Source organism: Parasphingopyxis sp. (assembly GCF_052168275.1).
Taxonomy (GTDB): domain Bacteria; phylum Pseudomonadota; class Alphaproteobacteria; order Sphingomonadales; family Sphingomonadaceae; genus Parasphingopyxis.
Genome location: NZ_JBQLZM010000148.1, coordinates 13312 through 27300, shown reverse-complemented (window position 1 = coordinate 27300; position 13989 = coordinate 13312). Strand labels below are relative to the sequence as shown.

The window sequence follows — 13989 nt, the reverse complement described above, 5'->3', positions numbered from 1 at the left end:
CGATATCGGTGTCGGCGTGAGCGTCGCCGGGATCGGTGCCGGTGTCGGCGCAGAGGGCAACCTGGAAGCCTGCACGATCGCTGCCGGATGCGGCGACCCCGGCGCGGCGGCCGATATAACCGTCGGTGTCGGGCTCGGCGCCGGATCCGGTACGTTCGGTGCGCAGGAGCAGAATTTCGGCGCCGGCAACGGCCAGGGATCACCCCGCGGGCCGGGCAATCGGCTCTGATCGGCGGCGGACGCGGGCGTGGGCCGTAGACTATATGCCTTGACGGCCCCGTTTCGGGGCATCCGGATGACGGTATTGCTCGCGGCGCTCGGCGCCGCGGCGGCCGTTCTGGTCTGGGGCAACGGGATCGTCGAGGATCAGTTGCGGACCGCGCGCGATGCGGTTCGCAGCCATGACGCCAGCGGCGAGGTCGTGATCGTCGAAATCGATGCGGCGAGCCTTGTCGCGATCGACAGCTGGCCCTGGCCACGCAGCCATCACGGTCGGCTTGTCGAGCGCCTGAACGAGGCGGGCGCGCAGACCATCGCCTTCGACGTCGACTTTTCCAGCCGGTCGACGCCCGACGAGGATCAGGCTTTCGCCGATGCGCTCGCCGCCAGCCAGGCGCTCGTGCTGCTACCGGCGTTCCGCCAACTCGCGGGCGCGGGCGAGACCGAGATCGTCGACAGCGAACCCATTCCCGTTCTGCGCGACAGCGCATTCCTCGCCGCGGTCAACATCCGGCCGGACCGCAACGGCAGCGGGCAGGTCAGGCGGGCATTGCTGGGCGTCAACACCAACGGGCTGCCGCGACCCTCGCTGCCGGCGATGCTGGCCGGGACCCAGGGCGCCTCGGATCAGGACTTTCCGATCGATTTCGCGATCGATCCCGACACGATCCCGCGATTGAGTTTTGCCGATGTCGAGACCGGGGCGTTCGATGCCGCGGCGGTTCAGGGAAAAATCGTCATGATCGGCGCCACGGCGATCGAAATGGGCGACCGCTACGCCGTTCCCGGGCATGGCGTGCTGCCCGGCGTCGTGATCCAGGCGCTTGCCGCCGAAACGCTGATGGCCGGCGGAGTGCCGGCGGAACACGGTCCCGGTGCGGCGCTGCTGATGGCGTTGGTCGGCGTGATGTTCCTGATCGTGCCGGGCGCGCTGTGGATACGCGGCGCCGTCTTTGCGGCTTCGGGCCTGATGATCCTTCTCTGGCCGCTGGTGCTGGAAAGCCGGTTCAACGCGACCGCGGCGATCGTTCCCGCGATCGCCATGCTCGCGGCGGCGGCCGCCACGGCCCTGGCGCTGGCCGGCATCCGGAAATATCGCCAGGCCGCGCTCGAGGACGAAATCTCAGGCCTTCCCAATCACGCCGCGCTCGTGCGTGACGCGAAAAGAAGTCCGCATGCCAAAATCGTGGTCGGGAACATCCAGGGGTTCGCGGAGGCGGCGGCATTGTTCTCGGCCGACGAGATCGGCGTGCTGTTCCAGGAACTGGTCCGGCGGCTCAGCATCACGACGAACAGCGCGTTCTACCGGATCGACGACAGCCTCATCGCCTGGCGTTGCGACCATGTCGCCGACGACAATCTGGAGGACCATATGGAGGCCGTGACAACGCTGTTGCGCGCGCCGATATCCATCGGTTCGCAGCGTATCGACGCGCTTCTCGCCCTTGGCGTGGCGATCGGATCGGGTAGGGATGCACCGAAGCTGGTCGCGGGCGCCGCCGCGGCCGCGGAACGGGCGGCAGCGGCCGGCCAGCGCTGGGAGCGCTACGTTGAAGGCGACGATCCGGACGGCAAATGGCATCTTGCGCTGCTCGGCGAACTCGACGACGCGATGGAATCGGGCGATCTTTGGGTCGCTTTCCAGCCGAAGATCGATCTTGCCAGCATGGACGTGACCGGCGCCGAGGCCCTGGTGCGCTGGCAGCATCCGGTTCGCGGCGCGATTCCGCCGGACAGTTTCATCCCGCTCGCCGAGAAGCGCGGCCGAATTGCCGACCTGACCCTCTTCACCGTCGATCGCACACTGGACGCGCTGGCGAGCTGGCAGAAGGCCGGCAACAAAACCGGACTGTCGGTCAACGTTTCGGCGACGCTCCTGCATAACAGCCGGTTCATGGAGGCGCTCGTCAAGCGTGTCGAAAATTCGAACGTCGAGCCCGGCCTGTTGACGGTCGAGGTAACCGAGTCAGCGGCGATGGAAGACGAGGAATCGGCCATCGCCGCTATGCACCGGCTCCGCAGCAAGGGCATTCGCCTGTCGGTGGACGATTATGGAACGGGGCAATCGACCTTGTCCTATCTGAAACGCCTGCCGGCCGACGAGATCAAGATCGACAAGAGTTTCGTGCAGGGCGTCGACACCAATGCGAGCGATCGTATTCTCATCCGCTCGACGATCGAACTCGCGCACGAGCTGAACCTGAAAGTCGTCGCGGAAGGGGTCGAAGATCTCGATTGCCTTAACATTCTCACCGAGATGGGCTGCGATGTCGGCCAGGGATTCTTCATCGGCAAGCCGATGCCCCGGGAAGAGTTCGAGATCTGCATCGGCGCGGTCGAGCCGAAGCGCAAGGCGGCCTGAGCGCGCCCGCCGCCTCGCAGGCGGGCCCCCGAAAAGACTGGAAGGATGGTGGACGCACCAGGGCTCGAACCTGGGACCCGCTGATTAAGAGTCAGCTGCTCTGCCAACTGAGCTATGCGTCCTTACCCGTCGGGAAGGCGGGGCGGTTAGCATGGCGTTCGCCGTTCCGCAAGCGCCAGTTGCGACCCTAGCGGCGCCGCATCCGGTTTTCGCGGTCGATCGACATCAGGATGCCGATGCAGATCAGCACGGTCAGCATCGCCGAGCCGCCATAGGAAACGAGCGGCAGCGGGATGCCGACGACAGGCGCGAGGCCCATCACCATCATCAGGTTGATCGCGAAATAGAAGAAGATGGTCGTCGAGAGGCCCGCCGCCGCCAGCTTGGAAAAGGTCGTCTGGGCGCGCTGGCCGACCCGGATGCCCCAGCGGATCAGCAGCGCGAAGCCGAGAATGAGGAGCAGCCCGCCGACCAGGCCGAACTCCTCTGCCATCGTAGCGAAGACGAAATCGGTATGGCCCTCGGGCAGATAGGCGAGATGGCTCTGCGTGCCGTTGAGGAATCCCTTGCCAAACAGTCCGCCCGAGCCGATCGCGATCTTCGACTGGGTGATATGATAGCCGGTGCCGAGCGGGTCGTTTTCGGGGTTGAGGAAAGTGAGCACGCGGTTGCGCTGATAATCCTCGAGCAGGAAATGGAAGGCGAGGGGGATCGCGGCCGCCACCGCCACCGCACCGCCGATGAACAGCCGCAGGGGCAGTCCGGCGAGGAACATCACCGTCACGCCGGCGGCGACCAGCACCACCGTCGTTCCGAGATCGGGCTGGATCACGACCAGCGCCGCGGGCAGGCCGATCAGCAGCAGCGCCGGCCAGATCGCCACGGCGCGGCGCAGTTCGCCCGAGGGGAGCGTGTCGTAATATTTGGCGAGTGCCAGGATCAGCACCGGTTTCATGATCTCAGACGGCTGGATCGTCATGAAGCCGAGATTGAGCCAGCGCTGGCTGCCGCCGCCGACCTGCCCGATGATCTCGACCCCGAGCAGGCCGAGCAGCGTCACCGCGTAGAGCGGGAAGGCAAACAATTTCCAATATTCCTCGGGAAAGCGCGACAGCATGATCGCCATGGCGAAGAAGACCAGGAAGCGGATCGCCTGGTTCAGCGCCCAGGGCTGCAACTGGCCGCCGGCCGCCGAATAGAGGACCGCCAGGCCGAAACCCGATATGGCGAGGACGAGCAGGATCAGCCGCCAGGGCAGGTTGGCTATGGGCTGCGGAATGAGGGAATCGTAATTGCTGGTCATCGATTTCACGCCGGCCCCTCGTCTTCGGAGGATGTCGGCGGGGCGACGGTCGGCAGATGAGGCAGCGGAGGCAGTCCGTTTGCCGCGCGATACCGGGCTTCATGGCGCGCCATTCGCTCGCGGATGTTACCGCCCCAGCCTTCTTCGTGCCGCGCCAGCCTTTCGAGCGCCTGCTCGCGATCGAACAGATAGAGCAGCGAATCGGCGGCCACGGGCGAGGCGGCCCGACCGCCGGACATACCGTGCTCGACGACGACGGCGCAGGCATAGAGCGGCTCTTCGACCGGCGCGAAGCTGACGAACAGGCCGTGATCGCGATAGCGCCAGGGCACGCCCATGCCGCCGCGGCCCGCGGACAGGTTCACGACCTGGGCGGTGCCGGTCTTGCCGCCGAGCCGGATGTCGTCGAGCGGCAGGCGCGCGCGCGGAGCCGTGCCCGCTCCGTTCACCACCTCGTCCATGCCCGCGCGGATCCGGTCGAGATGCGCCGGGTCGATGCCGGCAATCACCGGCGGCGGGGCGGTTTCGCGCACGAGACGCGGCACGACCGACCGGCCCGACGCGATCCGCGCCGACATGACGGCAAGCTGCAGCGGCGTCGTCAGCAGATAGCCCTGGCCGATCGAGGTGTTGAGCGTGTCGGCGTCGGTCCATTCCCGGTTATGGCGGCGCACGACCCAGCGGCTGTCGGGAACCGTGCCGTAATTCTGATTGGGAACGGGGATCGGATATTCCTCGCCCAGGCCCAGTTTGCGGGCGACTTCCGCGATATGATCGATGCCGATGCGCCGGCTCATCGTGTAGAAATAGGTATTGCAGCTGCGCGCGATCGCGCGGTGCAGGTTCATCGGTCCGTGGCGGCCGAGGCAGCGGAAGAAGCGGTTGCCGAGCCGGTAGCCGCCCGGGCAGTGGACGATCTCTTCGGGATCGACGCCGGCGGCCAGCGCGGCGAGGCCGGTAACCGGCTTGAAGGTGGATCCCGGCGGGTACATGCCGAGCAGCGACTTGTTGCGCAGCGGGACGCGCTCGTCCTCGGAAAGCATGTTCCATTCGGCATGGCTGATGCCGTCCGAAAAGCTGTTCGGATCGAAGGCCGGCATCGAGGTCATCGCCAGCACATCGCCCGACCGGCAGTCGATCACGACCGCCGCGCCCGATTCGTTGCCCAGCCGCCGCGCCGCGAATTCCTGCAGCCCGGCATCGATGGTCAGCTGGACGGTGTCGCCCGGTTGGTCCTCCCGGGTATCGAGTTCGCGGACAAGCTCGCCGCGCGCCGTGACTTCGGCGCGCCGTGCGCCGGGCTCGCCGCGCAGCCGGTCTTCCATCGTCTGTTCGAGGCCGTCCTTGCCGACCTTGAAGCCCGGGAAAAGGAACAGCGGGTCGTTGCCCGATTCCTCATATTCCTCGCGGTTGGGCGCGCCGACATAGCCGACCAGATGACCGACCGCCGCGCCCGCCGGATAGTGGCGCGCAAAGCCTTGCAGCGGGGATACTCCCGGCAGGTCCGGCAGGCGGACGTTGACCGCCGCGAATTTCTCCCACTCGAGGCCGCTCGCCACCTGGACCGGCTGATAGCCGGCCGCCCTATCGAGCTCCTCCCGGATACGGTCGACATTTTCCTCCGTCAGGTCGAGCAGGTCGGCCAGCGTGGCGATCACCCGTTCGGCATCCTGCAACCGGTCCGGGATCAGGTCGACGCGGAAGTCGGAGCGGTTCATCGCGATCGGCTGGCCCGCCCGGTCGACGATCCAGCCGCGCCGCGGCGGGATCAGGTTGAGCTGGACGCGGTTGCTCTCGGAAAGCAGGTTCCAGCGCTCATTCTCGGCGATCGATATCCAGGCCATGCGCGCGCCGAGCAGCCCGGCCACGCCGAGCTGGGCCCCGCCCAGCAGCATCGCGCGGCGCGAAAACATGGTCTTGCGCATATTGTCGTTGATCGACAGCGAAGGCCGCCGCCGCTTCACAGCGCGAGCCGCCGCTGGTCGAGCCGCGCGCACAGACGCAGCACGAGCGGGAAGAGCAAGATCGTAGCGGCAATCTGGGGGACGAGCGGCCAGAAGAGCCAACCGCCGCCCGTCAACGCATTCAACACCATGGATGCCATGATATAGAAAGTCAGCGCGCCTGTCGCGGCCAGCCAGTCGATCCAGTAATCGCGCCACATCGCCCGGTTCTCCGCGAAGTCGAGCGCGAGCAGGATGGCCGTCCACAACAGCATCCCGCTGCCGATCGGATTGCCCGAGAGCAGGTCGTCGAACAGCCCGAACGGCAGCCCAGACCAGATCGGCCAGATTTCCGGGCGGAGAAAGCGCCAGGCCAGAAAGATCATGAGCGCGAGCGGCGGGAGCAGGGGCGCCTGGCCGATCAGCGGCACAAGGCAGATCAGCGAGCCCGCGATTACGCTCGCCGACGGGATCAGGCTGAGCCGCGTGCGGATCAGCGCGAGATTCTCGTCCGCTGCGTGCAGCCGCCGGTTCACGGCGTTTCCGAAAAGCCGGGTTCGGCGTCGGCCGTCCCGCCTTCTCCGGGCGTTTCGGCGTCCTCGACCGACGGTTCATAGGCCGGCTGGACGATGGCGAAGTCGAGCGATGCGGGATTGGCGAGCGGCGTCGCGAGCGCGGTATCGCCGAACACTTCGGAGATGACGGCGACCGGAATGTTCGGCGGATAGATGCCGCCCGTTCCGCTCGTGACGAGGATATCGCCCTGTTCGAAGGGGTTGCGCCCGGCCTCGAGCGAGCGGACCTCGACGCTGCCGTCGCCGCGGCCCGTCGTGAAGGCGGGCGTGCCGTCGCGCGTCAGCCGTACCGGGACGATGTTGGAGCGGTCGGTCAGCAGCAGGACCCGCGATGCGAGGCGTCCGCTGTCGATTATCCGCCCGACAAGCCCGTCGGCGGCGCGCACCGGCTGGCCGGACATCACGCTCTGGTTGCGCCCCGCGAACAGGGTCGCCGTGCGTCGCGCGCTGGTGAGGCTGGAATTGACGAGCCGGGCCGTCGCCAGCGTTTCGGTGCCGCCCTCGATAAGGTCGACCATTTCGCGCAGCCGGCGGTTTTCCAGTTCGGTGGCCCGGGCTTCGATCAGCCGCCGCCGCGCGATCTCCAGCTCGGCGCGCAGCTCGGCATTCTGCCGACCCGCATTCCACCAATTGGCGACATAGTCGTCGATCCGCCCGCCGCTCTGCACCGCGCCGCGGCCGGTCGAGGAGATCGGCGCGGTGACATCGCTGACCCCGCCGCGGATCGCGGCGAAGCCCTGCGGGTCGAAGATCGCGATCAGCACGAGGCCGGCGCCGATTAAGGCACCGGTGATCGCGGTGACATATCCGGCGAACAGGCCGAAACGCGCGCGACGGGAAAATCCGGGGCGCTTCGATCCGTTTGAGGCCATCAGGCCTTCTCCCTTGGCTTATATGGCCGGACTATCCCGTGCTCAGGACGCCGTGGAAGATTTCTTCCTCGAGCGCGCGGCCCGTGCCCAGCGCGACACAGGTCAGCGGATCCTCGGCCACGGTCACGGGGAGGCCCGTCTCGCGGCGCAGTACCTCGTCGATGCCTTCGAGCAGCGCGCCGCCGCCGGTCAGCACGATGCCCTGGTCGACGATATCGGCTGCGAGTTCGGGCTGCGTGTTTTCCAGCGCGATGCGCACGCCCTCGACGATCGTCCCGACCGGTTCCGAGAGCGCCTCGGCGAGCTGGCCCTGGTTGATCGAGATCTCCTTCGGCACGCCGTTCACCAGGTCGCGGCCTTTGATGTGGATCGTCTGGCCCTTGCCGTCGGCCGGCATCAGCGCGACGCCGACTTCCTTCTTGATCCGTTCGGCGGTTGCTTCGCCGATCAGCAGATTGTGGTTGCGGCGGACATAGGAGCTGATCGCTTCGTCCATCTTGTCGCCGCCCGTGCGGACTGACGTCGTGTAGGCGAGACCACGCAGGCTGAGCACCGCGACTTCGGTCGTGCCGCCGCCGATATCGACGACCATCGAGCCGATCGGCTCGGTGACCGGCATACCGGCGCCAATCGCGGCGGCCATCGGTTCCTCGATCAGGAAAACCTGGCTCGCCCCGGCATTGGAGGCGGCGTCGCGGATGGCGCGGCGCTCGACCTTCGTCGAGCCGGAGGGGACGCAGATCACAATTTTCGGCCAGCGCGGAAAACGGCGCGCGCCGTGCACCTTCTGGATGAAATGCTTGATCATCTGTTCGGCGACGTCGATGTCGGCGATCACGCCGTCGCGCAACGGCCGGATCGCCTCGATCGCGTCGGGCGTCTTGCCCATCATCACCTTGGCGTCCTCGCCGACCGCGCGGACGCGCTGGATGCCGTTTTCAGTCTCGATGGCGACGACGGAAGGCTCGTTGAGAACGACGCCGCGGCCGCGGACATAGACGACGGTATTGGCCGTGCCGAGGTCGATCGCCATGTCGTGGGACATGATCTTGAAGAAACGTTGGAACCACATGGTAGGAATAGTCTCGCAAAGTGTTTTGAAGCTTCGGGAATCGGCGCTTGACAGGCCTTGACACCCCCATAGCGCCAAACAGCCCGTTTGCACTAACAATTTGCGCGAATCATTGTGGATCAACCGCTCGTGCGGTCGCGGGACATGCGGTAAAGACTTTTTATGCCAATTCGCCGCCTGCCCGAACATCTCGTCAACCGCATCGCCGCGGGCGAAGTCGTCGAACGGCCGGCGAGCGCGCTTAAGGAATTGGTAGAAAATGCCGTGGACGCGGGGGCCACGCGGATCACCGTGCGTCTCGCCGCGGGCGGTATCGACCGGGTCGAGGTGATCGACGATGGCTGCGGGATGAGCGCCGTGGAAATGGCGCTGGCGCTCGAGCGGCATGCGACGTCCAAGCTGCCGGACGACGATATCGAGGGCGTCGAAACGCTCGGTTTTCGGGGCGAAGCGCTGCCGTCGATCGCCAGCGTTGCGCGCCTCACCGTGGAGAGCCGGGTGCGCGGGGAAGAAGGCTGGTCGCGGATCGTCGACAATGGCGCGCTGGTCGAGGAGGGGCCGGCGGCGCTGCCGCGCGGGACGCGGGTCGTCGTCGACGATCTGTTCGCCAAGGTGCCGGCGCGGCGCAAATTCCTGCGCACGCCGCGCTCGGAATATGCGGCCGCCGCCGACGCGATCCGGCGCCTGGCCATGGCGCGGCCCGATATCGGCTTCACGCTCGAGCATGACGGCCGGCGCAATATCTCGGTACAGCCCGGCGAGACGCGCGCCGAGCGGGTCGCCGCGCTGACCGACCGGCAGCTGACCGAGAACAGCGTCGCGGTCGATTACGAGCGCGGCACGGCGAAGCTCGAGGGTGTCGCGAGCCTGCCGACCTTCAACCGCGGCGTCGCCGATCACCAATATCTGTTCGTCAACGGCCGGCCGGTGAAGGACCGGGTGCTGATCGGGGCCGTGCGCGGCGCCTATCAGGACCTGCTGGCGCGGGACCGGCATCCGGTGCTCGCGCTTTTCCTGACCGTGCCGCCGGGCGAGGTCGATGTGAACGTCCATCCGGCCAAGACCGAAGTGCGGTTCCGCGAGCCGGGCAATATCCGCGGCCTGATCGTCGGCGGCCTGCGCCACGCGCTGGACGAGGCCGGTTTCCGCAGCGTCCAGCGCCCCTCGGCGGGTGCGCTCGGCAACTGGCAGGCCGAACCGGTGGGCGCCCCGCCCACAGCTTATTCACAGAACTATCAACAGAGCGGCCAACAGCGCGCGGCCTTCTTCACGCCGCCACCCGGAGCGGCGCAAGCCAGCGTCTGGGATCGGGCGCGCGACTACCAGCCCGCGCCCGAAGGCCGGGCGGAAGCGGCGGAGACGCCGGTGCCGGACGCGGCAGATCACCCGCTCGGGATCGCGCGCGGGCAGGTCGCGGAAACCTATATCGTCGCCGAGGCCGAGGACGGGCTCGTGATCGTCGACCAGCATGCCGCGCACGAGCGGCTGGTGCTGGAGCGGATGAACCGCGCGATGGCGGAAGGCGGTGTGGCGAGCCAAGGCCTGCTCGTGCCCGAAGTCGTCGAGCTGGACGAGAGCGCCTGCGACGCGCTGGAGGAGCGAATCGGGGAACTGACGGAGCTAGGCCTCGAGTTAGAACGGTTCGGCCCCAAGGCGATGCTCGTCCGCGCGACGCCCGCCATGCTGGGCGCCGGCGATGTAAAAGGCCTGATCACCGACCTTGCCGACGAAATCGCCGCCTATGACCAGCATCTGAGCCTCAAGGAAAAACTCGACCATGTCGCCGCGACCATGGCCTGTCACGGCTCGGTGCGGGCGGGTCGGGTACTCAACGTCGCCGAAATGAACGCGCTGCTTCGCGAAATGGAGGTGACGCCCCATAGCGGCCAATGCAATCACGGCCGCCCGACCTGGGTAAAGCTCGGCCATGGCGATATCGAGAAGCTGTTCGGACGGAAGTGATGGCGCGCGTCAGTCCGGCGAACCGGCGCGATAATGGCCGGTCGCCGTCGTGCCGAAGCTGATCGCGCACATAGTTTCGAAGCGCGCGTGATCGCCGCAGCCGACCCCGGCGTAGCGGAATTCGTCGGTGAAGATCAGGTGGCGATGGCCGCGATCGGGGACGCCGTCGTCGACGATAAGCTGGCGGACGACCTCCGCGCCCTCTGAGGGGCCGTAGGATATCGCCTCGGCAACATAACGGCCGCCGCCTTGCCTTTGCGCGCGGTCTCCGGCCCTGGCTCCGTCTTGCGAGGCATGACCCAGCGCGCCGCGCGGGCCTTGTTCGCGGACATGGTCGTCCGCGGCCCGCGCGAGAAGCGGGCTTGCGCCGAAAGGCGGCAGCGGCTGCTGTTGTTCGAGAAAGGCGATGGCTTCATCAACGACCGACACGCCTTCGGTCGTCAGTATGCCGACGGGATTTCCCGGTAACCGGAGAATCCGGCCGTCGAAATAGCTGCGATACCGGCGCAGCACATCGGCATAGGCCGCCGGGTCGGCGCGTGCGCGATTCATTTCCGCAAGCACCGCGGATTCGCGCGCTGAAACCGCATCGTCCGACTGGGCGAGCGCTGCACCCAAAACCCGCAAATTGCCGCCGCAATAATCGCCAGATGTTTTGTGATACGGTGATTCATGTCGATGCCGCGATAGCTGTTCGCCCGTGGCTGTCAGGTTAACGCGATCCCGCTTGGTTTGGCAGGCGGAGTTGCTACAGATGCGGACATGCCCAGCGGACCGCAGCCCATGCACATTGTCGCCGTCTCCCGCAAATCCTCCCACGGCATCGCCAAGCCCAATTCCGAGGCGATCCGCCTGATCGCCGGTCATGGCGTGGAGGGCGACGCGCATTGTGGCGCGACCGTGCAGCATCGCTCGCGCGTCGCGCAGAATCCGGACCAGCCCAATTTGCGCCAGGTGCATCTGATCCATGCCGAACTGTTCGACGAGCTGGCGGGGGAGGGCTTTTCCGTTTCGCCGGGTGACATGGGCGAGAACGTCACCACCCATGGGATCGACCTGCTGGCGTTGCCGGAAGGCGCGGAACTGGCGATCGGCGGGACGGCGCGGGTCCGGGTCACCGGGCTGCGCAATCCGTGCAAACAGCTGAACGGCCACACACCGGGCCTGATGGATGCGGTGCTCGAGCGTGATCCGGACGGAAAGCTGATCCGCAAGGCCGGGGTGATGGCGGTCGTGCTGGAAGACGGCGAGGTGCGCCCCGGCGATTCCATTGCTGTCCGTCTGCCAGAGGGCGAGCATCGGCCGCTCGAACCCGTTTAGCCGACCCCGTTTGCCGCGCTCAGCACGGCTCGTACGCTCGCCGTCGCGACGTCGCGGCTGATGCCGACGCCGAATACCGTTTTGCCGTCGCCGTCCGTGCATTCGAGATAGGCGGCGGCCTGGGCATCCGAGCCATGGCCGATCGCGTGTTCGTCATAGTTCAGGACGTCGAGCTGGATGCCCCATTCGTCGCGCAGCGCCGCGAGGACCGACGAGATCAGGCCGTTGCCGCGGCCCGATACCGAGCGCTCCTCGCCCCGGTGCACGATCGTGCCGGTGAAGATGCGGTCGGCACCGGCGCGGCTTTCCTCGTAATCCAGCAGCTCGAACCGCTGCTCGCCGGCCAGGCCATAGCGTTTCTGGAAGGCGTGCCAGATATCGTCGGCATCGAGCTCGCGGCTCGTCGCGTCAGCCAGCTCCTGCACGACGAGGCTGAAATGGGCCTGCAGCCGCTTGGGCAGTTTCAGACCCTGATCCTGTTCGAGCACCCAGGCGACGCCGCCCTTGCCGGATTGCGAGTTCACGCGGATCACGGCTTCGTAGCTCGTGCCGATATCGGCGGGGTCGAGCGGGAGATAGGGCACCTCCCACAGTTCGTCGTTGCGCGCTTCCTGCGCGGCGAACCCCTTCTTGATCGCGTCCTGGTGCGAGCCGGAGAAAGCGGTGAAGACCAGATCGCCGGCATAGGGATGACGTGGATGGACCGGGATCTGGTTGCAATATTCCACCGTCGACTTGATCTCTTCGATATCGGAAAAATCGAGGCCCGGATGCACGCCCTGCGTGTACAGGTTCAGCCCCAGCGTCACGAGATCGACATTGCCCGTGCGCTCGCCATTGCCGAACAGGCAGCCCTCGACCCGGTCTGCGCCAGCAAGTAGGCCCAGCTCACTCGCCGCTACGCCGGTTCCGCGGTCGTTATGGGTGTGGAGCGAAATGACGACGCTGTCGCGGCAGGAGATGTGCCGGCAGAAATATTCGATCTGATCGGCATAGATATTGGGCGTTGCCGCTTCGACCGTCGCCGGAAGGTTGAGGATCAGCGGCTTTTCAGGGGTCGGCCCGACAATGGCGATGACCGCTTCGCAGGTTGCGATACTGAGGTCGATCTCGGCGGTGCTGAAGGTTTCGGGCGAATATTCGAAATGCCAGTCGGTTTCCGGATATTTCGCGGCCTGCTCCATCAGCATGTCGGCACCCTGTTTGGCGATATCGATTACGCCGGCCTCGTCCATCTGAAACACGATCTTGCGCCAGGCGGGCGAGATGGCGTTGTAGAGATGGACAATCGCGCGCGGCGCGCCGGCCATGCTCGCAAAGGTCGTTTCGATCAGGTCACGGCGGGCCTGGGTGAGCGCTTGGATCACCACGTCATCGGGTATTTTGTCGCCATCGACGAGGCCCCGGATGAAATCGAAATCGGTCGCGCCCGAGGCGGGGAAGCCGACCTCGATCTCCTTGAGCCCGATCTTGACGAGCAGGTCGAAGAAGCGGCGCTTCTTCTCGCCGTCCATCGGATCGATCAGCGCCTGGTTGCCGTCGCGCAGGTCGGTCGAGAGCCAGCGCGGCGGGGCGGTGATCGTCCGCGACGGCCATTGGCGGTCGGGCAGGTCGATCTGCGGAAAGGGTCGGTATTTTTGCGACGGATCGCTGAGCATGGGCATAGGACTGGCCTGTTTTTCTTCGGTTCTTACGGGATTTTTAGAAGGAGCCCTTAGGTCGTGTGTGCCGCTTGCAGCACGAAAGGCACGCCTAAGGGCGTGTAAGTCGAAGAATAAGCAGGGCGCGATGCGCTTTCATGGCGACGGGTTGTGACGGCAAACGGTTAACAAGTCCAGTGTTTCCCGTTCGGATTGTTTTAACGGATAGTTCATCGCTTGTGCGCATTATCCGGCGGAATTCCGGTTCCCGTCGGGGGAGGGTCATGTACCGTCTCATCTATGTCAGCACCGCGCGGCCCGGCATCGGTCCGGCCGATTTCGACGATATTCTCGTCGCCGCGCGGGCGTGCAACTATGCCAGCCACGTCACCGGACTGCTGGTTTTCGACGGCCGGTTTTTCGTCCAGTATCTGGAAGGCCGGGAGGGGGCCGTCGAAGCGACGTTCGGGCGGATATTCCGGGATCGCCGCCATTCGGGCGTGGTGGTGCTTGCCCGTGGCGAGGTCGACGGGTTGCGGTTTCCCGGTTGGGACATGACCGAGAAGAATGTCGCGGACGGCATGTCGATGGCCGAAACCGTCTTCGAGATGATGCCCAATTGCGGTCCGGGGATCGCCGCTCCGCTCATCGACTATATCCGGATGGCCGACCGCGCCGCCTGATCGCGCGCGCCCCCAAGCGGAACCATGCGGGAGGCAAC

The 13989-nt window shown here is 66.3% G+C and carries 12 protein-coding genes and 1 tRNA gene; 5 read left to right on the top strand and 8 right to left on the bottom strand.

All coding sequences use genetic code 11. The features are described 5' to 3' along the window. Positions 1-229 (top strand): hypothetical protein (locus ACTS1X_RS13770; protein WP_442614976.1); only part of this gene is annotated, 229 nt, incomplete at its 5' end. A 66-nt stretch (positions 230-295) separates the two neighbouring features. After that, positions 296-2581 carry an EAL domain-containing protein gene (locus tag ACTS1X_RS13765; protein ID WP_442614975.1) on the top strand — a complete coding sequence of 762 codons (2286 nt, stop codon included), beginning with the start codon at positions 296-298 and terminating at the stop codon, positions 2579-2581. A gap of 46 nt (positions 2582-2627) precedes the next feature. Here the strand turns inward: ACTS1X_RS13765 and ACTS1X_RS13760 are convergent. The 6 genes from ACTS1X_RS13760 to ACTS1X_RS13735 all read right to left on the bottom strand — a co-directional run bounded on the left by ACTS1X_RS13760 (position 2628) and on the right by ACTS1X_RS13735 (position 8346). Beyond that, positions 2628-2703, bottom strand: a tRNA-Lys gene (locus tag ACTS1X_RS13760). Between the two features lie 65 nt (positions 2704-2768). Beyond that, complete coding sequence (rodA, locus tag ACTS1X_RS13755; RefSeq protein ID WP_442614979.1) at positions 2769-3884, bottom strand: rod shape-determining protein RodA; 1116 nt, start codon at positions 3882-3884, stop codon at positions 2769-2771. Positions 3885-3889: 5 nt separating this feature from the next. After that, positions 3890-5809 carry a penicillin-binding protein 2 gene (gene mrdA, locus ACTS1X_RS13750; RefSeq protein WP_442614974.1) on the bottom strand — a complete coding sequence of 640 codons (1920 nt, stop codon included), beginning with the start codon at positions 5807-5809 and terminating at the stop codon, positions 3890-3892. A gap of 35 nt (positions 5810-5844) precedes the next feature. Then, the gene (locus tag ACTS1X_RS13745) at positions 5845-6363 is read right to left on the bottom strand and encodes a rod shape-determining protein MreD (RefSeq protein WP_442614973.1); all 519 of its coding nucleotides are present in this window, start codon (positions 6361-6363) and stop codon (positions 5845-5847) included. Beyond that, positions 6360-7274, bottom strand: coding sequence for a rod shape-determining protein MreC (gene mreC / locus ACTS1X_RS13740; RefSeq protein ID WP_442614972.1), 915 nt, complete (start codon positions 7272-7274; stop codon positions 6360-6362). Before mreC ends, ACTS1X_RS13745 begins: the two co-directional genes overlap by 4 nt. A 31-nt stretch (positions 7275-7305) precedes the next feature. Then, positions 7306-8346 carry a rod shape-determining protein gene (locus ACTS1X_RS13735; RefSeq protein WP_442614971.1) on the bottom strand — a complete coding sequence of 347 codons (1041 nt, stop codon included), beginning with the start codon at positions 8344-8346 and terminating at the stop codon, positions 7306-7308. Positions 8347-8508: 162 nt separating this feature from the next. Between ACTS1X_RS13735 and mutL the strand changes: the two genes are divergently transcribed. Continuing rightward, positions 8509-10308, top strand: coding sequence for a DNA mismatch repair endonuclease MutL (gene mutL, locus ACTS1X_RS13730; RefSeq protein WP_442614970.1), 1800 nt, complete (start codon positions 8509-8511; stop codon positions 10306-10308). 9 nt (positions 10309-10317) lie between these two features. Here the strand turns inward: mutL and ACTS1X_RS13725 are convergent, their stop codons facing one another. After that, positions 10318-10860: a CAP domain-containing protein gene (locus ACTS1X_RS13725; protein WP_442614969.1), complete on the bottom strand. Its 543-nt coding sequence runs from the start codon at positions 10858-10860 to the stop codon at positions 10318-10320. A 210-nt stretch (positions 10861-11070) separates the two neighbouring features. Here ACTS1X_RS13725 and ACTS1X_RS13720 point away from each other — a divergent pair, with 210 nt between their 5' ends. Continuing rightward, positions 11071-11628: an MOSC domain-containing protein gene (locus tag ACTS1X_RS13720; RefSeq protein WP_442614968.1), complete on the top strand. Its 558-nt coding sequence runs from the start codon at positions 11071-11073 to the stop codon at positions 11626-11628. On the opposite strand, the gene leuA is transcribed toward ACTS1X_RS13720, so the two are convergent. Next, positions 11625-13286: a 2-isopropylmalate synthase gene (gene leuA / locus ACTS1X_RS13715; RefSeq protein ID WP_442614978.1), complete on the bottom strand. Its 1662-nt coding sequence runs from the start codon at positions 13284-13286 to the stop codon at positions 11625-11627. The two genes, ACTS1X_RS13720 and leuA, sit on opposite strands and share 4 nt — an antisense overlap. A gap of 266 nt (positions 13287-13552) precedes the next feature. Here leuA and ACTS1X_RS13710 point away from each other — a divergent pair, with 266 nt between their 5' ends. Then, positions 13553-13951: a BLUF domain-containing protein gene (locus tag ACTS1X_RS13710; RefSeq protein ID WP_442614967.1), complete on the top strand. Its 399-nt coding sequence runs from the start codon at positions 13553-13555 to the stop codon at positions 13949-13951. Positions 13952-13989: the final 38 nt, after the last annotated feature.